The organism is Thiomicrorhabdus cannonii, from assembly GCF_013391695.1.
Taxonomy (GTDB): domain Bacteria; phylum Pseudomonadota; class Gammaproteobacteria; order Thiomicrospirales; family Thiomicrospiraceae; genus Thiomicrorhabdus; species Thiomicrorhabdus cannonii.
Genome location: NZ_JACBGH010000004.1, coordinates 82,776 through 103,039, shown reverse-complemented (window position 1 = coordinate 103,039; position 20,264 = coordinate 82,776). Strand labels below are relative to the sequence as shown.

General features: G+C 54.4%; 20 protein-coding genes. 7 read left to right on the top strand and 13 right to left on the bottom strand.

Translation table 11 applies throughout. The features are described from left to right. Genes HZ297_RS06245 through HZ297_RS06235 form a run of 3 tightly spaced genes read left to right on the top strand, consistent with a single transcriptional unit; the run spans position 1 to position 4,551 of the window. Positions 1-2,286, top strand: coding sequence for a PAS domain-containing hybrid sensor histidine kinase/response regulator (locus HZ297_RS06245; protein WP_178862142.1), 2,286 nt, complete (start codon positions 1-3; stop codon positions 2,284-2,286). Between the two features lie 8 nt (positions 2,287-2,294). After that, positions 2,295-3,362, top strand: a complete 1,068-nt coding sequence (locus HZ297_RS06240; protein WP_178862141.1) for an HD domain-containing phosphohydrolase — start codon at positions 2,295-2,297, stop codon at positions 3,360-3,362. Further along, positions 3,352-4,551: a hypothetical protein gene (locus HZ297_RS06235; protein ID WP_246261691.1), complete on the top strand. Its 1,200-nt coding sequence runs from the start codon at positions 3,352-3,354 to the stop codon at positions 4,549-4,551. The genes HZ297_RS06240 and HZ297_RS06235 overlap by 11 nt, the downstream gene beginning before the upstream one ends. Before the next feature lie 342 nt (positions 4,552-4,893). On the opposite strand, the gene lysA is transcribed toward HZ297_RS06235, so the two are convergent. Together lysA and lptM are read right to left on the bottom strand one after the other, a co-directional pair. Beyond that, positions 4,894-6,162, bottom strand: a complete 1,269-nt coding sequence (gene lysA / locus HZ297_RS06230) for a diaminopimelate decarboxylase (protein WP_178862140.1) — start codon at positions 6,160-6,162, stop codon at positions 4,894-4,896. A 12-nt stretch (positions 6,163-6,174) separates the two neighbouring features. Beyond that, positions 6,175-6,375, bottom strand: a complete 201-nt coding sequence (gene lptM / locus HZ297_RS06225; RefSeq protein WP_178862139.1) for an LPS translocon maturation chaperone LptM — start codon at positions 6,373-6,375, stop codon at positions 6,175-6,177. An 84-nt stretch (positions 6,376-6,459) separates the two neighbouring features. On the opposite strand from lptM, the gene HZ297_RS06220 reads away from it, so the two are divergent. Both HZ297_RS06220 and HZ297_RS06215 read left to right on the top strand, forming a co-directional pair. Next, positions 6,460-7,143 (top strand): alpha/beta hydrolase, encoded by a 684-nt coding sequence (locus tag HZ297_RS06220; protein ID WP_178862138.1) that lies wholly within the window; start codon positions 6,460-6,462, stop codon positions 7,141-7,143. Next, positions 7,136-7,657 carry a HugZ family pyridoxamine 5'-phosphate oxidase gene (locus HZ297_RS06215; RefSeq protein WP_178862137.1) on the top strand — a complete coding sequence of 174 codons (522 nt, stop codon included), beginning with the start codon at positions 7,136-7,138 and terminating at the stop codon, positions 7,655-7,657. The genes HZ297_RS06220 and HZ297_RS06215 overlap by 8 nt, the downstream gene beginning before the upstream one ends. Here the strand turns inward: HZ297_RS06215 and HZ297_RS06210 are convergent. The 11 genes from HZ297_RS06210 to HZ297_RS06160 all read right to left on the bottom strand — a co-directional run bounded on the left by HZ297_RS06210 (position 7,654) and on the right by HZ297_RS06160 (position 18,931). Next, the gene (locus tag HZ297_RS06210) at positions 7,654-8,094 is read right to left on the bottom strand and encodes a hypothetical protein (RefSeq protein WP_178862136.1); all 441 of its coding nucleotides are present in this window, start codon (positions 8,092-8,094) and stop codon (positions 7,654-7,656) included. The genes HZ297_RS06215 and HZ297_RS06210 overlap by 4 nt on opposite strands. 42 nt (positions 8,095-8,136) lie before the next feature. Further along, positions 8,137-9,078: a PilZ domain-containing protein gene (locus HZ297_RS06205; protein WP_178862135.1), complete on the bottom strand. Its 942-nt coding sequence runs from the start codon at positions 9,076-9,078 to the stop codon at positions 8,137-8,139. Between the two features lie 51 nt (positions 9,079-9,129). After that, entirely contained in the window at positions 9,130-9,396 is a 267-nt protein-coding gene (locus HZ297_RS06200) for a FeoC-like transcriptional regulator (protein WP_178862134.1), read from the bottom strand. 12 nt (positions 9,397-9,408) lie between these two features. After that, complete coding sequence (gene feoB / locus HZ297_RS06195; RefSeq protein WP_178862133.1) at positions 9,409-11,742, bottom strand: Fe(2+) transporter permease subunit FeoB; 2,334 nt, start codon at positions 11,740-11,742, stop codon at positions 9,409-9,411. Further along, positions 11,739-11,978 (bottom strand): FeoA family protein, encoded by a 240-nt coding sequence (locus tag HZ297_RS06190; protein WP_178862132.1) that lies wholly within the window; start codon positions 11,976-11,978, stop codon positions 11,739-11,741. Before HZ297_RS06190 ends, feoB begins: the two co-directional genes overlap by 4 nt. Positions 11,979-12,254: 276 nt before the next feature. Then, positions 12,255-12,884, bottom strand: a complete 630-nt coding sequence (gene metW, locus HZ297_RS06185; protein ID WP_178862131.1) for a methionine biosynthesis protein MetW — start codon at positions 12,882-12,884, stop codon at positions 12,255-12,257. Continuing rightward, on the bottom strand, positions 12,881-14,026 hold the full coding sequence (metX, locus tag HZ297_RS06180) for a homoserine O-succinyltransferase MetX (protein ID WP_178862130.1): 1,146 nt from the start codon (positions 14,024-14,026) through the stop codon (positions 12,881-12,883). The genes metW and metX overlap by 4 nt, the downstream gene beginning before the upstream one ends. Before the next feature lie 28 nt (positions 14,027-14,054). Beyond that, complete coding sequence (locus HZ297_RS06175) at positions 14,055-14,633, bottom strand: YggT family protein (protein WP_246261689.1); 579 nt, start codon at positions 14,631-14,633, stop codon at positions 14,055-14,057. Beyond that, positions 14,633-15,460: a pyrroline-5-carboxylate reductase gene (gene proC / locus HZ297_RS06170; protein WP_178862129.1), complete on the bottom strand. Its 828-nt coding sequence runs from the start codon at positions 15,458-15,460 to the stop codon at positions 14,633-14,635. The genes HZ297_RS06175 and proC overlap by 1 nt, the downstream gene beginning before the upstream one ends. Before the next feature lie 312 nt (positions 15,461-15,772). After that, entirely contained in the window at positions 15,773-18,079 is a 2,307-nt protein-coding gene (locus tag HZ297_RS06165) for a bifunctional diguanylate cyclase/phosphodiesterase (RefSeq protein ID WP_178862128.1), read from the bottom strand. 126 nt (positions 18,080-18,205) lie between these two features. Next, entirely contained in the window at positions 18,206-18,931 is a 726-nt protein-coding gene (locus HZ297_RS06160; RefSeq protein ID WP_178862127.1) for a YggS family pyridoxal phosphate-dependent enzyme, read from the bottom strand. Positions 18,932-19,153: 222 nt separating this feature from the next. Here HZ297_RS06160 and ppk2 point away from each other — a divergent pair, with 222 nt between their 5' ends. Together ppk2 and HZ297_RS06150 are read left to right on the top strand one after the other, a co-directional pair. Continuing rightward, entirely contained in the window at positions 19,154-19,948 is a 795-nt protein-coding gene (gene ppk2 / locus HZ297_RS06155; RefSeq protein ID WP_178862126.1) for a polyphosphate kinase 2, read from the top strand. Between the two features lie 24 nt (positions 19,949-19,972). Beyond that, positions 19,973-20,209 carry a hypothetical protein gene (locus HZ297_RS06150; protein WP_178862125.1) on the top strand — a complete coding sequence of 79 codons (237 nt, stop codon included), beginning with the start codon at positions 19,973-19,975 and terminating at the stop codon, positions 20,207-20,209. The last annotated feature ends 55 nt before the right edge of the window (positions 20,210-20,264 follow it).

The following is a 20,264-nucleotide window of genomic DNA, read 5'->3' as shown; positions in this document are numbered from 1 at the left end:
ATGCCCAATTCCAGCGCCGTTCAATTTGTAGCCAATGAAGTCCACGCCTTCCGCATCCTCGCCGACAAGGCGTTGCGCGGCGAGCGTCCGGTCAAGCGTCTGTTACAGGCGCTGGAGGTGCAAAGCCGCAGTGTCCGCAAAATTTTTGATGTGATTCCGCAAACCGATGGGTTGAGCCATTTCTGCGGATTCATCGCCTTGCTGGATGAGGTTTTGCCGGGGGTGTTTGCGCCGGATGTCAACCGTGTGTATTTGGCGGATTTTCAGCAGCAACTGCGTTTTGAAGTGGATGTATTGACCCAGCCGGGCGGCCTGCTGGAAGTGTATGTGGAGGATTTTCTGTCAACTTCCTGGGGGGATTTGTATGCGGTGAATAATCACGCCATCATCTCCCGCGCCGACCGTTACGGCACGATTATTTCCGCCAACCCCAAGTTTGTTGAGGTCTCGGGTTACCCGTTGGAAGAGCTGATTGGTGAAGATCACGCCATTCTTAATTCGGGCGAACAGCCCAAGGGCTTTTTCAAAGCGGTGTGGCAGACCTTATTGGCGGGTCGCAACTGGCATGGCACGATCTGCAACCGCAATAAAAACGGCGAACTCTACTGGGTTGACTCGACCATTCAGCCGGTACTGAACCGTCAGCGTGAAGTGGATCATTTTATCTCCATCCGCACGGACGTCACCGCGCTGAAGAAGACCGAACAGCAACTGGTACAGAAGCTCAATCAGCTGGAAGAGACGGAAAAGCGCCTGCATCAAAGTCAGAATTTTGCCAATATCGGCACCTGGGACTGGAATATTCAAACCGATGAACTGTGGTGGTCGGAGATGGTGTCGCCGATTTTCGGCGGGCCGAACCAGACGTTAATGACCAGTTATGAAAACTTTATCGGTGCAATCCATCCCGACGATGTGGGATTGGTCACCGGCGCGGTGGCGGCCTGTTTGGAAGAGGGCAACGAATACGATATTGAACACCGCGTGATCTGGAAGGATGGCAGTGTGCGTTGGGTGTCGGAAAAAGGGGACGTGATCCGGGATGCTGAAGGCAAGCCGCTGCGCATGCTCGGGGTGGTGCAGGATATCACCCAGCGCAAACGGGTGGCCGATGAACTGCATGAGGCCAAACAGCAGGCGGAAAGGGCCAACCAGGCGAAGTCCGAGTTCCTTTCCAGTATGAGCCACGAACTGCGCACGCCGCTGAATTCGATTATCGGTTTCTCCGATCTGCTGGCCAGCGGCGATCTTTCGGCAAAACAGGCGCGACAGGTCAATAACATCCGCTATGCGGGCCATCACCTGCTGGAGTTGATCAATCAAGTGCTGGAGCTTTCCAAGATTGAAAGCAGCGCTTTGGAGGTGTCTTTGACGGCTGTGGCCATGCCCGATGTGATCAAAAGCTGTCTGTCGACCATCCAGCCTTTGGCCGACCGCAAAGGCGTGAATGTGCGTTATTTGCAACCGGAAGCCTGTCACGCCAGCGTACTCGGCGATTTCACGCGCATTAAACAGGTGCTGTTGAATTTTCTATCCAATGCCATTAAGTATAACCGTGAACACGGTTTGGTCGATGTGGGGTGTGAAGCGTACCTGTCGGTTTCGGGCGTCACTATGCTGCGCGTCAGTGTGCGCGATACCGGCGTGGGGATTCCCGAAGCTTATCAATCCCAGGTATTTGAACCCTTCAACCGTTTGGGATACGAGGGCAAGTCGATCGAGGGAACCGGTATCGGCTTGAGCATTACCAAACGCATTATCGAGTTGCTGTCCGGTGAAATCGGCTTTGAGAGTGTCGAACAGGAGGGCTCGGTTTTCTGGTTTGCGCTGCCTTTGCATGGAGATGGTTCCATCAGCGAACCGCAAGAGAGAGAACAGAGCCTAGAGCCCTCGCTGTTGCGCAACGCCACGCCGGCGCCGCGTCCCAAGCAGGTGCTATACATCGAAGACAATCCGCTGAATATGCAACTGATGTCGGAAATCTTCGGGAGCCTGGAAGGCTATGAACTGTCGATTACGCCGACCGCCGAGATGGGGATTGAAAAGGCGCTGGAACTCAAGCCGGAGCTGATTCTGATGGATTTGGATCTGCCCGCCATGAGCGGCGAACAGGCGTTGGTGATTCTGCGCACCCACCCGGAACTGCAGACAACGATGCCGCGCATTATTGCCGTGACCGCCAAAGCGATGCAAGCGGATATCGAATACGGCTTGCAACTGGGCTTTGACGCCTATCTGACCAAGCCGATCGATATCCGCACGTTACTACAATTACTCGCAGAGTGAGACGTTTTATGTTTGGAAGCATGCAACCCATCAAACAGGCCCGTATTCTGGTGGTGGATGACCAGGCCGTCAACCTGGAGCTGGTGCGCGACTCGTTTGAGCAGGAGGGCTTTGAGCAGATCGAAACCTGCAGCAATCCGCTGCAGGTGGCGAGCATTGTGCAACGCCAGCCTGTCGACCTGATTCTGCTGGACATCAATATGCCGATTCTCGACGGCTTCGGCGTTCTGTCTTTACTGAACCAGCACTACAAACAGTTGCAGAAGCCGCCGATTATCATGCTGACCGCACAGAATGACCAGCAGAACCGCAACAAAGCCCTGCAAGCCGGCGCCAATGATTATGTGAGCAAACCCTTCGACCGGCTCGAACTCTTAAGACGGGTCGAGCTGCAGCTGGAGAACTGGTTTTTGCGCAAGGCGCTCCAGGAACAGAATGAAACCTTGGAGCAGATGGTGAATGAGCGCACCGAACAACTCAATCGTGCCAAGATTGAGATTGTGGAGCGTCTGGGGCGTGCCGGTGAATACCGCGACAATGAAACCGGCAACCATGTCAAACGCGTCAGCCTCTACACTTACGAAATCGCCAAACAGGCCGGGCTGGGGGAGGAGCGTGCGTGCCTCATCCAGCAGGCTTCACCGATGCACGACATCGGCAAAATCGGTATTTCCGACACCATTTTGATGAAGCCCGGCAAGCTCAGCGATGACGAGTTTAAGACCATGCAGAATCACGTGCTGATCGGTGCCAGCATTCTCAAAGGCTCCACCTCGGAGATTCTCAAAATCGCCTACAAAATTGCGCTGACGCATCACGAGAAGTATGACGGCAAAGGTTACCCGCATGGGCTGGCCGGCGATGAGATTCCGATTGAAGGGCGCATTGTTGCGATTGCCGACGTGTTTGATGCGCTGACTTCCGAACGACCTTACAAAGAAGCCTGGCCGATTGACAGGGCGGTGGAGCTGCTGCAGAAAGAGAAGGGCAAGCACTTCGACCCTTATCTGGTCGACTGCTTTTTGGCGGTCTTGCCGGCCATCCGTAAAATCAAGGAAACCTACCTTGAAGCCTAAGGCGCTGGCGGCCGTTTTACCCGACAGCCGCGACCGGTTTCGTCAACAGCAGCTGGCCAAACAGTGCTTCTGGGATGAGGTGGAGCAGACTCTGTGGATCGACGCCCGCAAAATCGAACCGCAGGTTGGTGTGGTTAGCGTTATTGGCTGGGAGCGCATGATGTTCGAATCCGAGCCGATTCCGGCCTACCCGCAGGATTGGCGCGTGTTTGCCTGGTCCAATTTTTCGCAACTCGCCTATTGGCGCAAACAGATTCCCAAGTGGATTCAGGACAGCTGCGCTCTTTTCCCGTCCCATCAACTGACGTTGCTGCATTATTGCGGCAAGTATCCGCAAATTCTGGAGCTGTTGGACCACGCGCCCTTGCTGGCGTGGCGCTTGGTGACTTCCGGGCTGGAAGAGCCGGAAGTGGTCGCGCTCTTGTCCGGCAAGCGGGTGGAGATGGCCGCGCAGGTCGGTTGGCCGGGCAAGGAGGAGACCGTCAAGTTTCTGCGTAATCTGCGGCTGCGCTGGGTCAACCAGGAGATTTCTGAGCAGATCGAAGTCTGTCTGCTCGACGAGCGCCGTCTGCATGCCTTGCAGAGCCTGCCGCGCATCAACTCCATGGCGCTGTCATTGGCGGCGCGCTTTCCCGAATTGATCGGTTGCCGGCTGCACCGCGCGCTGGCGCAGCTGCCGTGCCGTCCGATGCAGTGTCAGAGCATGGTGGCGTTGCTGGAAGACGCTTACCGTTTGGCCGACTATCTTGGATTGGATGAGGCGGAAGTGGCGCGGATCGGCGAGAGCCGTTATCTGGTGGAGGTCAGCCAGCTTTATCAGCAGTGGTTGAATAGTGCGGCCGAAAGCGCACTGCAAGGTGACGAAGAGGCCCTGCCTGCGTTAAGCGACACGCTTGCGCCGTCAGCGCATGAGTTTATGGTCTTGACCCCGCCGCAGCAATGGTTGCAGCTGAGTTTGCTGCAACAGCACGCCTGGATAACGGAGTTGGATGGCGAGAGTGATTCCAAATTGATTGCCTGGCAGCAAGAAGACGCTGTTTGGGCGGCGTTAATCAAACAAGCGGCCAACAAAACGGTTGAGATTGTCCGCGTGCGCGGCCCCGAAAACAGCCTGCCGAGCGCCAAAGAACTCGCTAACTTGCATCTGTGGCAAGCCAAAGGGCGACTGCAGGCGTTGTTTGAGGGTTGAAAAAATCGGGTATCCATATTTTGTGATTGATAAGTTGATGAAGATTTAAACCACGAAGAGCACGAAGAGCACGAAGAGCACGAAGTTTTTCTAAGTAATTGATATATATCTTCTCAACCAATCTTGTTGATTTTAAATGTTTTTAAAACCGCTTTAAAACACAAAAATAACACCAACGACTGATTAACGTTCAAACTCTTCGTGCTCTTCGTGTGCTCTGTGGTTCAATAAATCAATCATAAAATGCGGTTACCGAAAAAATCGATTCCCAAAACTGAACAGGCCGGGTAACGACATCGCTACCCGGCCTGTTCAGTTTTTTTAAAAGCGTTTTTGAGGATTTTACTCGGAAGCGCCAATAATGCGCTCGCTGCCCATCAGGTCGTCATAGGTTTCGCGCGGGCGGATCAGCCAGGCTTGATCGCCCTGCACCATGACTTCGGCGGCGCGCGGACGGGTGTTGTAGTTGGAGCTCATGGTGAAACCGTAAGCGCCGGAAGACATCACCGCCAGCAAATCGCCGGCCTTGAGGTTCAGTTCACGCTCCTTGCCAAGGAAGTCGCCGGTTTCGCACACCGGGCCGACGATGTCCCATTTGCCGGTTAGACCATCAATGCGCGGCGCGACCGGCACAATCTGCTGGTACGCCTGATAAAGCGCCGGACGGATCAGGTCGTTCATGCCGGCGTCGATAATCGCAAAGTTCTTGTGCTCGGTTGGTTTCAAAAACTCCACCTGCGTGACCAGTACCCCGGCATTGCCGGCAATGGCGCGGCCCGGTTCGATAATCACTTCAATCGACGGATCGTTGAGCTTGCCGATCAGCGCCTGCACGTAGTCGGCAATCGCCGGCGGGGTCTGGTCAGTGTACTGAATGCCGAGGCCGCCGCCCAGATCCAGATGGTGGATGTCGATGCCCATCTCGTGCAGTTTGGCTTTGAGCGCCAGCACGCGTTCCAGCGCGTCGGTGAACGGCTGGATGTCGGTGAGCTGTGAACCGATGTGGCAGTCGATGCCGATAGGATTGACGTTAGCGCAGGCGCAGGCGTCCGCATACAGCTCAGGCGCGGTGTTGATGTCCACGCCGAACTTGTTGTCTTTGAGGCCGGTGGAGATATACGGGTGGGTTTTGGCGTCCACATCCGGATTGACGCGGATGGAAACATTGGCCATTTTGCCCATGCGTTCAGCCACTTGCTGAATACGTTCCAGTTCGGCATGCGATTCGATATTGAAACAGCGGATGCCGACTTCCAGCGCACGTTCGATCTCTTTAGGCTGTTTGGCCACACCCGAAAACACCACCTTGGCCGGATCGCCGCCGGCACGCAATACACGCTCCAGTTCACCTTGCGACACAATATCAAAACCGGCGCCAAGCTTGGCGAGCACGTTCAGAACGGCGATATTGGAATTGGTTTTAACCGCATAGCAGACCAGATGCGGCTGCTTGCCGAAGGCGCGGTCAAACGCCTGCCAGCGGTTTTCCAGTTCGCTGCGCGAGTAGACATACAGCGGCGTGCCGAAGTCCTGGGCAAGCTGCGCCAGACTGACGTCTTCGGCGTGCAGCACATTGTTTTGATACGGAAAAGCGTGAAAGGTGTGGCTCATGGTCTATCCTGTTTAGTGTCCCGACTCGGTCTGCGAGGCGGCTGGCGTGTTTGAATTCGAGGGTGGTTCGCTCTGAACGTCTTGCGTGGCTTCCGGCAGGGTTAAGGGGCCTTTTTTGCCGCAGCCGCCAAGCGCCAGTCCAAGGCAGAGGGTAATGCCCAAAATGCGGAGCAGTCTAAACGGTGTGTGCAAAGAGAGCGTTAAGCGCGTCATTTTGAGTAATCCCTGTGAATTGGTCGAATGAAATCGTAAAATGTGGACTATTTTAGCAGAATTGGTTTGAGAGCTGGAGTGACAATGCAACAAGCAAACGATGAACAGGACAAGGCGTTACCGGTGGTGTTAGAACCTAACGGAGAAGCCAGTGCGGCGGTCATCTGGCTGCACGGGCTGGGGGCGGACGGTTATGATTTTGTGGATATTGTCGAGCAGCTCGACCTGCCGACGAATCACGCGGTGCGTTTTGTGTTTCCGCACGCGCCCGAGCAGGAGGTCACCATCAACGCTGGCATGCGTATGCGCGCCTGGTACGATATCCGCTCGTTCGATCTGATGAACGATGTCGACGCTGCCGGTATCCGCGTTTCCTGCTATCAGGTGTATGGGTTGATCAAACAGCAGCTGGATGCCGGCATTGCTGCCGACAAAATCATTATCGCCGGGTTTTCGCAAGGCGGGCTGATTGCGCTGCACGCCGCCTTGAGTTATGAAAAGGCGTTGGGCGGGGTGCTGGCGTTATCGACCTACTGCCCGATGTACGAGCAGTTTTATCTGCACCGCGAAATCCCGATTATGATGGTGCATGGCTCGCTCGATCCGGTGATTCCGCTGGGCGTGGCGGAACACTCCAAAAACGCCCTGGTGCAAAAAGGTTATGCGGTGGAGTGGCATACCTATCCGATGGTGCATAGCGTGTGCCAGCAAGAAATCGAAGACATCGGCAACTGGCTGCGCCGCACGCTGGAATTGCCGCATGCCTAAGGTCGAAGACGCTTGCCGCCAATTCTTAAGTTCGCGCCGCAGTATCATGCTCAGCACCGTTTCGCCGGATGGCGAATTGGAGACCAGCGCGCTGCCGTGCGTCTGGCTGAATCCTCAGGAATTGGTGATCTGGGTCAGCGAACTGGCGCCGCATACCCGAAATTTATTGGCGATGACCCGCTCGGCCGAGGCTGAAAATGCCGCCTCAAAAAACTCAACAGGCCGGGTCAGCGGGCTGTTGGTGGCCGACGAACAGGCTACGCCCCAACTGTTTGCACGCGAGCGCATCAGTTTGCAACTGGCAGTGGAGTCGTTGCAGTCGGAAGCACGGGCTGAGGCGATAACGCGACTGCGCGAAGCCTTTGGCGAAGTGATGGATGTGCTCGCCGGCTTGCCGGATTTCCACGCCTTTAAATTGCGGGTGGTCGGCGGACGTTATGTGCGCGGTTTTGGAGCGGCTTATGCTTTCGAAAACAGCCCTTGCGAAGCGCTAAAAGGCATTAACAACGCTTAAGTTGTCGATTTTTGTGCCGCCTGGCTGGTGTTGGCGGTGCGGATTTTTTGCTGTTTGACGAGCAGGCAGGTTTTGAGCCAGTCGGCAAAAACCGGGTGGTCAAGCAGCATCTCCTGGTACAGGTCGAGCGCCGAGGCGCCTTTTTTGCCGGCCGCGAAGGCGGCAATCTCGATCAGTTTGTCGATATAGGCGTTGGGGAAATAGGTATTGATCTGAAAATAGCTGATTTTGGTCAGAATCACCGCGTTTAGCAGCAGATTCCACTGATCCGGCGTCAGGTTGTATTTGTTGCGATAGTGCAAACTAGGGCCGTGCAGACGCATTTCCAACATCTCTTTCAGGGTGGCATAGCGCACCAGATCAAGCGCCGGCTCGCGCACCGAAAAGGGCAATTCGTCCATAAAGGTGGCATCGACTTCGTGACTGCTACCGGGCATAGGCACCTCTTAAATCGTTGGCTGTTGTTAATGCGCCGCGCTTCAGATAACCAAATCCATGCATTGTTTGACCTCCTGCTTCTGGATTTGGATTTGCAAATAGTCCTGATGCTTGCCGTCGGGAAATTCGAAATTGATGGCAACGCGTTCGGTGTGGGTCTTTTCATCGACACGGATATCGACAATGCTGCCGTCAAATTGGATGACCTTGTCGTCCTCCGGAAAATAGAACAGCACATCCACCTGCGAATATTGCGGAAACTGTTTTTCTACATGTATCGCCACACCGCTGGCGCTCAGATTGGCCATTTTGACCGGCCAGAGTTTGGGAAACTGCTTCAGGAAGTTATCGTCGTGAATCTGACGATAGGCTCCGAGGTAGCTGTTCAGATAAGAGGCGATATACAGAATGGTCTGCACCAACGGGATTTTTTCAAATTTGGGCTGCTGCAGTACCTTGATGGTTTCATCCAGCTTAAAGCCTTCCGGCAGGCGACCTTCCACATAAAAATGCTGCGGGGTCGATTTTTCCAGACTGGTGGCCATTTTCTGCAAATAGACCAGGTATTTCTCCTCGATCATTTGCAGATATTGGAAGGTCTTGGGGGAGGACTGTTCCAGTTTCTTGAGGCTTTTGAAACCCTGCAGATGATCGTTGATACGCATCCAGTAATCGAGATTGTTGCGCGGGTTGCGTCCTTCGGAAATGGCGCGCGAACAGTCACCGAAAAAGTCGATGTAATGGAGCATCTCTTCGACGATCTGGGTAATGGTGACGGTATGTTCCTGGACGCGTCTGGCCCAATGGCGAACCTGGAATTTCTGCTCTTCAACCTTGTTCAGAAAGGTCTGCGGAAAGTAGTTGACGCCGGTTGCATAGATCTCGCGGTCTTTGATGGGCGAGCTGGGGACAATAAAATAGCGCACCGGCATATCAATGCGGTAAAAACGTCTGGAGTTGCCTTTTCTAAACCACTTGTTCATCGCTCGGACTGTATCCCATCACAAAAAAATAACAAGTCATAGTTTGTGATTCTATAGAACTTGAATTGGAATTGATACGGTTTTAAAGCATTTATCGCGCCAAAGATAGGTGTCGCCCTGTTGGGCTTGTGTGCAGCCGGTCGAGCAATGGCCGCTGGCGCAGCTGTCGGCGGGAATGACTTGAATATGCCCCTGGCGAATCAGCGGCTCGAGCAGGGCGCGCGCTGCGTCTTCTTCCAAGTCAAAATGGTGACGGATATCGTTCAAGGTTACTTCGTGATGCTGTTTGATGTAACGTTTAATATCCAGCAGAATCATACTATGGCCTGTTTAGGAGTGAAGGCCGGCTCTCATACGGTAGGGTTTGCCGGCTCTGCGCAATGCCAGTGCGATGCCGATAAAGCCAAGTGCAATGGCGCTTAACCACAGTGTACTACTTTGCGGATGCTGGTTAAAGGTCGCCAATTGATAGAAGCCGACAGCGGTGCTGTAGCCCAAGAACAGACTCCAACTGCCGCTGTAGAGCGCCCAGCGCCATCCCAGCTCCTGTTTGATGGCACCGAAGGTGGCCACGCAGGGGAAATACAGCAATACCAGCAGCAGGTAGGCGTAGGCGCCGACTTTGCCATCAAAGTAATAGACCATCTTGTCGAGAGTGGAGGGGGTGAAGCCCTGTTCCTCGGCAATGGCTTTTTTATCGACGATGTTTTCAATCGACTGCAGGCCCAACGGGTCGTTGACGTCGGTCACAATGCCCGGAAGATTGGCCGGAATCGTCATCAGCGCCTCTTTGAGCGCGCCGAGGAAATCATAGTCTTCCACGGTGTCGGGTTCGGCGGGCGTATCCATGTTTTGATAGAGCGCATCCAGGGAGCCCACCACGACCTCCTTGGCGAGCAGGCCGGTAATCAGGCCGACCGTGGCCGGCCAGTTTTCTTCGGTAATGCCGAGCGGTTCCACTATCGGCGTGGCGGCTTTGGCCACTTCACTGAGCACAGAACTCGGCTGGTTTTCGTGGCCGAAGCTGCCGTCGGTTCCCAGACTGCTCAACAGATGCAGGGCGAGTACCACCATCACAATGATTTTACCGGCATCCATAATGAAGCTTTTGAGCTTGTTGCGGGTGTTGAGCAGGACGTTGATCACGGCAGGCTTATGGTAAATGGGCAGCTCCATCAGCATCGCCGGCGCTTTGCCGGGCAAAAGGGTGTGTTTGAGCAGCAGCGCCGTCAGCACCGCTGCCAAAATACCGGCGGCATACAGCGAAAACACAAAAAGGGCGGCATAGTCGGCAAAAAATGCCGTGGCAAACATCACATAGACCGTCAGGCGCGCGCTGCACGACATAAACGGCGTCATCATAATGGTCATAATGCGGTCGCGGGAATCGGGCAGGGTGCGCGACGCCAGTACCGCCGGAATATTGCAGCCGAAGCCGACGACCAACGGGATAAAGGCCTGACCGGAAAGCCCCAGACGGCGCATCAGGCTATCCATAATAAAGGCGGCGCGCTGCATATAACCAGTCTCTTCCAAAATGGAGAGCAGCAGAAACAAGGCGCCGATGACCGGAATGAAGGTCGCCACCACCTGCACGCCGCCGCCGATGCCTTGTGCCAGAATGGCCACCAGCCAGTCGGGCGCGCCGACGGATTGCAGCAAGGCGCTGGGGCCGTCCACAAACAGCGCCTGCGCGCCCAGGTCGAAAAAGTCGATAAAGGTGTTGCCCACCGTGATAGACAGCGCAAACACCAGATACATGATGCCCAGAAAGATCGGCATGCCCCACACCGGATGCAGGGCCCAGCGGTCTAAGGTATCGGTGGTGTTGCGGGTAAAGCGGTCGGTGTGGATCACACTGGCATGGCTGGCGTCGTGCGCGTATTGAAAATAGAGATCGGCGGAAATCAGCGCCAGGTCTTCCTGATAGTGCGCTTCGAGTTTGGTTTTCTCGGCCTGACAGAAACTGCGCAGTTCAAGCGGCGCCGATTCCGGTTTAATCAGCATCTGCAGGGTTTTCCAGCAGGAGTCGGAGTCCGGGCTGGCCTGTTGGTCGCGCACGGCATGCACCGAGGCATGCAGCGTCTCAGGCAGATCGAAATGCAGATTGGATTTGCGGTTCAGCAGGCCGGGTAGCTGCTGTTTGAGCTCGTCGATACCTTGATTGAAATAGGCCGATACCGGAATCACCGGGCAGCCGAGCGACTTGGAAAGCGTATCGGTATCGATCTGCAGATGACGTTGGTTGAGCAGATCCATGCGGTTGAGCACCACCACCACGGGCAGCCCCATGTGCAGCAGTTGTGCGGTCAGAAACAGCTGGCGCTCCAGACTGGTGGCATCCACCACGTTCAGAATCAGGTCGGTCGGCTGGCATTGCAGGTAATCGAGCGCGACCTTTTCATCCAGACCGCTATGGCTCGATTGTTCCAGACTGTAAACGCCGGGCAAGTCCATCAGATGATAGTGGTCGTCGCCGATGTCCATAAACCCGGTTTTTTTCTCCACGGTGACGCCCGGCCAGTTGCCGGTGGTCTGCTGGGCCCCGGTCAGACGGTTGAACAGCGTGGTTTTGCCGCAGTTGGGATTGCCGATCAGCGCGATTTGATAGGCGTTACCGCGTGCGCCGTGCTTTTTGAATTTAATTTTGGGTTTGACGGTCATGAGAGTACTTCTACCTGAATATTGGAGGCAATGGTTTTATCGATCGCAAAACGGCTGCCGTCGACACAGATCACCAGATTCTGGCCGCGCACCAAAATCAGTTTGACCAGACTGTGGGTGTGAAAACCGAGGTTAACCAAACGCATTTTGGTTTCCAAATTGCCTTTGAGGGCGGTGATTTGGCTGGTTTGGCCGCTATGACATTGGTCCAGCGTAGTGTGTAATCTGTGTGTCATGTTTTTAAATGATAATTATTGACATTTGGTTGAAGATGTTAGCAAAAAACGGCTATTTTCTCAAGTTAAATGATATTTATTTACATTTGAGGGTGAGCGAAAAAAGGGGGGCGGAGAAGCAGATTCAAAATTTAACGGGCCGGGTTAAAAGCGTTTGAACCACAGAGGCACAGAGCAATACTGAAATGAGAGAAGCGAAAATAGCTCTTTTAATCCTAAAACCTCAGTGTCTCTGTGCCTCTGTGGTTAATCTCTAACACCCGGCCTGTTGAGTTTTCAGGCGCGTTTTTTCTGCACTTTGTAGAGCGCGATTTCACCCAGTAGATTGGGCAGCAGGCGCATTCCCAAGGTGCTGCGGTGTTCGGAATTGACCACCGCGCGCTCGACCACCTCAATGCCTTTGGATTCACACAGGTCTTCAAAGTCGTTGAAGGTACACAGGTGAATGTTCGGCGTGTCGTACCAGTGGTACGGCAGGGTTTCGGTTTCCGGCATGCGCCCTTTGAGCACAAGCTGGGCGCGCATGCGCCAGTGGCCGAAGTTCGGGAAGGTGATAATGCTCTGTTTGCCGATGGCGAGCATGTCATCCAACAGTTCATCCGGACGTTTCACCACTTGCAAGGCCTGCGTCATGATGACGAAATCAAACGAATCGGCGTCGAAATAGTGCGGCAGATCGTGGTTGTCCAAATTGCTGTGAATCACGTTGATGCCGGCCTGAATCGCCGCGATGTTTTTTTGCGCATCGATTTCCATGCCGTAGCCGCTGACCTGTTTGCTCTGCATCAGGTGCGTCAGCAGCTTGCCGTCGCCGCAGCCCAGATCGAGCACGCGGCTGTTGGGTGTGATCCAGTCGGAGATCAGAGTGAATTCAGGCGAGATTGGGGTCAAAGATTTCTGGCTCATAATGTGGTCGGGCTCCCCGTTGAGAGTTCATCGGCAACGCGTTGCATATAGGCTCTGAAAACCCCCTCGTAGTGCGCATTCGGCAGCAGGAAGGCGTCGTGGCCGTGTTCCGAGGTCACTTCGGCGTAACTCACGTCGGCGTCGTTGTCGAGCAGGGCTTTGACGATTTCGTGCGAGCGCTGCGGCGAGAAACGCCAGTCGGAGGTGAATGACACCACCAGGAATTTTGCCGTGGCCTTGGCCAGCGCTGCCGACAGGTCGTGATCGTATTCCGCCGCCGGATCGAAATAGTCCAACGCCTTGGTCATCAACAGGTAGGTGTTGGCGTCAAAATTCTGCTTGGTGGCGAATTTTTCGCCCTGATAGCGCAGGTAGCTCTCTACCTGGAACTCCACTTCATAGTTGTACTGCAATTTGCCTTCGCGCAGTTCGCGGCCGAATTTGTTGCCCATCATGTCGTCCGACAGATAGGTCAGATGGCCGAGCATACGCGCCAGCGCCAAGCCTTGTTTGGGCGTGGTGCCGGCTTCGATAAAACGGCCGTCGTGGAAGTCCGGATCGGACATAATGGCGCGGCGCGCCACTTCGTTGAAGGCGATGTTTTGCGCCGACAGTTTCGGCGCGGCGGCGATGACGACCGCATGGCGCACCTTTTCCGGATAGTCGATAGCCCACTGCAAGACCTGCATGCCGCCCATCGAACCGCCGACCAAAGCCGCCCACTGCTCGATGCCGAGGTGCTGACGCAGTTCGTTCTGGCTGTTGACCCAGTCGCGACAGGTCACAATCGGAAAATCCGGGCCGTAGACGCGGCCAGTTTCTGGATTGATGCTGGTCGGGCCGGTACTGCCGCGGCAGCCGCCGAGATTGTTGGAGCAGACCACAAAGAATTTGTCGGTATCGATCGGTTTGCCGGGGCCGATATAGCCGTCCCACCAGCCGGGCTTGCCGTCGGCATCGACACCGGCAACGTGGTGGTCGCCGCTGAGTGCGTGGCAGATCAGAATGGCGTTGGAGGCGTCGGCATTAAGCTCGCCATAGGTTTCGTAAATCAACTCATAATGCGGCAGAGTCGCACCGCTGACCATGTGCAGCGGTTTGTCGACCTGTAAAATCTGAGGAGTAGTCGGGGTTGGAATCATCAAGTCTAACCTATCAAAAAGCGGGTGATTACAGCATGCCCTGGGCGAGCTGGACAATCGAACCCACGACGACGATTTGGAATAGTTTAATGGCGACAATCGCCGCAAGCGGCGACAGATCAAGACCACCCATCGGCGGGATCATGCGCTGAAAGGGCGCCAGGATCGGGCGGGTAATCTGATTGAAAATCTCGGTATTGGGGTTATAGCCCGGCGACACCCAGCTTAGAATCGCCTGGATGATAATCAGCCAGAACATCATGTCGAGCAGCTGGTTCATGATTTCGGTGATGGAGGCCAAGGCGATGGCCACGGCGCCGAAATCGCGGTCGGTCAGCAGGCCGATCACCCAGACAAAGATGGCCTGAATCACCACGGCGGTGAGTATTGCCGCCCAGTCCCAGCGGCCGCGCGTGGACAGTATTTTATTGGCCGGCGCGCACAGCGGGTTGGTGACTTTGGCGATGAAATGCACGATCGGGTGGCGCCAGTCCACATGCGCGGCACGCATCAGAAAACGCAGCATCAGCGCAAAAATGACCAGGCCGACTGCAAACTGCAGCAGGAACAAGCCGCCTTGGCCTGCCGGAGAGCTCATGGTTTCCATCAGATTTCGCCTCCCAGTTCATTGGCCAGTTCTTCCGCACGGTTGCGCGCGGCCTGCATGGCCTGGGCGACGATGCCCTGTAATCCGGCCTGTTCAAAAGTTTTGATCGCCTGTTCGGTGGTGCCGTTGGGCGAGGTCACGTTTTTGCGCAGCGTCTGGCAGTCATCCGAGCTTTCCATGACCATTTTGGCCGCACCCAGCGCGGTTTGCATGGTCAACAGATGGGCCGTCTTGGCGTCCAGTCCCATCTGCTGGGCGGCGTTTTCCATCGCTTCCATAAACAGGAAATAATAGGCCGGGCCGCTGCCCGACAGCGCGGTCACCGCATCAAGCTGGGTTTCTTCATCCACCCAGATAGTCAGGCCGGCGGCGCGCATAATGTGCTCCGCCTCGTCGCGCTGGGCGCGGCTGACCTTGGGGTTGGCAAACAGGCCGGCCGCACCGCTTTGGATCAGCGACGGGGTGTTGGGCATGGTGCGCACAATCGCCATGTCGCCACCCAGCCAGCGGTCGATATCGGTGGTGCGGATGCCGGCCGCGACGGAAACGATGAGCGCTTCGGTTTGCTGTACGGTGGCGGCAATGTTTTTGCAGACGGTTTGCAATACCTGCGGTTTGACCGCCAGAATGACAATATCCGCCAGCTGCACGGCTTCATTGTTGTCGGCATAGCAGTGAATGCCGAAGGTCTGCGTCAGGCTATGGCGTTGCAGTTCGGTTGGATCGGACGCAATGATTTTCGCTTGCGGATAACCGCTGGCAATCAGGCCGCCGATCAGGCTTTTGGCCATATTGCCGCCACCAATAAAACACAGGGTTGCTTGCATAACTGAAAGTTCCGTTTGCCATAAATGAAAAGAGTTAAGGTGAAACATTATAAAGGATAAATGGCTAAAGCATAGCCTTACAATTCGGTGTTTAACGCGCGCTAAAAACTCAGCAGGCCGGGTAGCGGGGCGAAAAGTGGCGGCCGCATGAAGGCGGCTGACAAAATGGATTAAAAAACGCTTTGGAGGTTCAAGTTATCGTCGAGGCAGCCGTTAAGTGAATTAGAGAGGCGGTCGCATAACAAAATTAAAACTGCCCTTTATCCATCGGCCCTTTAGACGGGTCATGGAACAAAAAGGAGAGCCGAGCCGTTAAACGTTAGCGTTTAGCGGCTTTTTCTTTTCTGCTTCGTATGATTCCAGAAACGCCTCGAATTCGTTCAGTTTGAGGGGTTTGGAATAGAGATAGCCCTGATACACATCACAGCCGAATTTGGCGAGTAATTCCGCCTGCTGTTGAACCTCGACTCCTTCGGCCAGGGTATGCATTCCCACCTTCTGGGCGATTTCGATAATACTTTTGACCAATCCCTGGTCTTTTAAGTCCTGCAGCATGTGTTCGACAAAACTCCGGTCGATTTTAAGCTCGTTGATCGGCAGTTTGCGCAACATGCACAAGGAGGAGTAGCCGGTACCGAAGTCGTCGAGAGCGATGCTGACATGCTGCGCGTGCAGCTGTTGCAGAACCGGCAATACCCTGTCGAGTTCTTCGATAAACAGCGATTCGGTCACCTCAAGCGTCACATCACTGCTCTGCAAGCCGCTGTCGCGGATAGCCGCCATAAACTTCCGGTAAAAATGCGGGTCGAGAAACTGTTTGACGGAAACATTGACCGATACGCGGAAATAGTGGCCGCTGCGCAATTGTAAAGCGGCCATCGCGTTCAGTGCCGTCTGGGTGATGAACAGTCCCAGGCCCGGCATAATGCCGATCTCCTCGGCGATATGGATGAATTCATCCGGCGACACAAATCCCAATTCCGGGTTTTCCCAGCGCGCCAGACACTCCACGCCGTAGAGTTCACCCTGACGGTTGAATTGCGGTTGATAGACCACATAGATTTCGCCGTGTTCCATTGCGCGTCTTAGGTGGTGTTCGATGAACATCTTGCGGTCGGAGAGCTGCTTGATTTCGTCGGAAAAAACTTCGACCGAATTCTTGCGCTTTTTGGCTTCATACATCGCCATATCGGCCTGGCTCAGCAGGGTGTCGATAAAGAAGTTTTCTTCAGTGCTTCTGGCAATGCCGATGCTGGCGCCGATATTGAAGCTCATGCCATCCACTTCATAACTCTGGGAGAGTGTCTGGATAATCTCCCGGGCGATCGGGATGTCTTTGTCGCTGTCAAACAGGATGACCACAAATTCATCTCCGCCAAAGCGGAAAATCTGTTCGGACTGGGAGACAAAGCTCTGCAGGCGTTTGGAAACCTGCACCAGAATTTTGTCGCCGATGCCGTGGCCGAAGGCGTCATTGATGTTTTTGAAGTTATCCAGGTCAATAAACAGCACGCTATACGCGTGGGTTTTCTGCAGGCCGCGCTGTTTGAAAATCTGTTGCAGATGGTAGCGGTTGTAGAGCCCGGTCAACGGATCGTGATTGGCGTGAAACTGCAGAGTCTGGCGCGTACGACTTTCATTTCGGTGGATGGTTTTGATCAGCCAGAAAATAATGGCGTTGAAAACGATAAAAATCAGCAGATAGTCCACAAAGGTTTTGATCAGGGTGTGGTTCAGGCGCGAGGCGGATTCGGCGACGATCGCCCATACCCCGTAGTCGGGATCATACGCGGCGCTTTGCAAAGCGGCGTGTTCAAAGGTGTTGGAGTAGTGTTCGAAAAAATAAGGCCCCTCATGGGCGCCGGACTGGGCTTGGGTGATGCTTACCCCGTAATTGCGGATGAGCTGGCTGTTGATGTCGTCGATGACGGCCGGCGGGATGTTTTCGGAATAGTATTGTGGATATTGCTCCGGGCGGATGCCGCTGATATAGATTCTCGATTGGTTGTAAGCGTTGGCAAATAAAATGCCGCGGTTCTGGCCCAGGTCGGTTTTGCCAAGAAATCCCCGGTCGTCGATGCGGATGCCGGTTGTCATGACCGCCACGACCTGGCCGAATTCGTCTCGGAGCGCTTTGCGCAGCGGGACGACCCAGGCGTCTAAGGGGGCAAAAAAGTAGGTGGAGCCGAGCACCATGCGTTCGCTCTTCAAAGCACGCTCAAAACTCTCTTTGCTAGCATTCATTTCCAGCAGATTGGGCAGCTTGTCGATAGCCGCGCTACCGCTTAGGCTTAAGAAACGGCCTTGTGGATCTACCAGCCCGAACCCGGCGAGCTCCGGTTTGGCATCGAGCATTTTCTTGAGCAGTTGCTGGGATTTGGTCTGATCCAGATAGGTCTGATTCTCCAGCAGATTGTTGCCGAGAATGTCGAGCAGCAGTTCGTTTTCGACCAGGGTTGAATGAAAGTTGTTGCTGATAAGACGGTTGAGGGACGACAGCTCTTTGAAAATGGCGTGTTCCAGCGTCTGGTATTTACTGAAAAACAGCGAGAGCAGGGTCAGGGAGCTGATGGCCAGAATCAAATAGAAAAGCGACCAAATATTTTTCTTAAACAACATCTGCTTTTCATCCTTAAAGAGAGAGGGAAGACCCCGGCCGTTTATCCCGCGTATTTTAAAGGCGGCGTTTGCTGCCCAAAAGATAAAAAATTCTCTCCTTCAATAAACGCAGTTAATTCATGAGTATTATTCCCCGGTTGATTGCGTGGCGGTTTGCGGATAACTGCGTGCGCCGAAGATATCGGTGCCGATGCGCACGATGGTGGCGCCTTCCAGAATGGCGGCTTCCAGGTCGCCCGACATCCCCATTGAAAGGGTATCCAGCGGCAGATCCGGCAGAGCGTTTTGCAGTTGCTGCAACAGTGCTTTCATTTGCGCAAACACGGCGCGCTGCTGCTGAGGGTCATCGGAAATTTCAGGAATGGCCATCAGACCCCGTAAGGTCAGATTCGGCAGTTGGGCGACCTGTTTTGCGGCGTCTATGAGTTCGTCGGGAGAAAAGCCGGCTTTGCTCGCCTCATGGCTGATATTGACCTCCAGCAGAATCTGCAGATTGCCCAGTGCAGCGGGGCGCTGGTGGCTTAACCGTTCGGCAATTTTGAGTCTGTCAACGCTGTGCACCCAGGCGAAATTTTCTGCAATCGGTTTGGTTTTATTGGATTGAATCGGGCCGATAAAGTGCCATTCCAGTTCAGGATGCTGGGCGATTTTAGGGAGCGCTTCCTGCAGATAGTTCTCACCAAAAGAGCTTTGCCCCGCTTTGGCCAAGGCGGCGATCATCTCTACCGGTTTGGTTTTGCTGACCGCCAGCAAAGCGACGCTGCCCTGTTTTCTGCCGGCTTGTTCAACGGCCTTGGCGATGCGGTTTTGTACGCTGTGATAACGTTCTAATAAAGCAGTCTCTTCGCTCATTTCGCGCTCTCCAATTAAGACGTTCTGTTGGCAATCCTGCCGGCAATCATTATAGCGTGTTTGTGGTCTGCATGTCTTTGGCGCCTGCCTGCGGTAGGGACACGAGCGAATTTGTCCGGCATCAATTTTTGTGACGTTTTAGGGCAAACACGCGTCTGCGGGCGTTTGAGAGAGGTATACTGAAAAACGGTACTTTTTAGCAAGGGTAGTAAGGGAAGAGGCATGAAGAAGGTTACATCGAGCGAGAGTAATTATCCCTATAAAGAGAAGATGGCGCGCGACGAATACGAAGAGACCAAGCGCCTGTTGCAGATTGAGCTGTTGAAATTGCAGAAATGGGTCAAGGAGAGCCACGAGCGCATTGTGCTGGTGTTCGAAGGGCGCGATGCCGCCGGCAAGGGTGGCACCATCAAGCGTTTTATGGAACATTTGAACCCGCGTGGCGCCCGCGTGGTGGCGCTGGATAAACCCTCTGAAAAGGAAAAAGGGCAGTGGTACTTCCAGCGTTATATCGAGCAGATGCCGACGGCAGGGGAGATCGTGCTGTTTGACCGCTCCTGGTATAACCGTGCCGGTGTGGAGCGGGTCATGGGATTCTGTTCGCCTACCGAGTTTAATCAGTTTATGCATCAGGCGCCGGAGTTTGAACGGATGATCACCAACGACGGCATCCGCCTGATGAAGTTCTGGTTTTCGGTGGGACGTAAGGAGCAGTTGCGCCGTTTTAACGAGCGCAAACACGATCCGTTGAAGCAGTGGAAGTTGAGCCCGATGGATTTGGCTTCGCTGGACCGCTGGGAGGAGTATACCCGGGCGAAGGAAGATATGTTTTTCTACACCAATACGGCGCATGCCCCCTGGACTGTTGTGAAATCCAACGACAAAAAACGTGCGCGGATCGAGGCGATGCGCTACGTGCTGAATCAGATTCCCTATGCCGGCAAGGATGAGGCGGTGATCGGGCAAGCCGATCCGTTGATTGTCAGTTCCGGTGAAGACATATTTTTAGAAGACTAAGAGCAGCGGTAAAGAGGTGAAGCTATGACGTTAACGATTGAAGACCATGCAGCCAAAGTGGTGGTGCGCTTTAAAGAGATGTTGAGTGACGAGCAGGTGGCCATGATTGGCGAGGAGCATTTTGAGGAACTGGAAATGCTCATCGAAGCGGCGATCGGCTCCAGCGAGGCTAAGGCTTTGCTGCAGGCGGTACATCAGGTGGAGGAACTTTCAAAAAGGCTTGCCAAGCATGTGGCGACCATTGAAAACATGAATTTCTAAGACAGGCGTGAAACGGGCATGGAGAGTCCTTTCCTTAAACAGTGCTGTGCCGTTT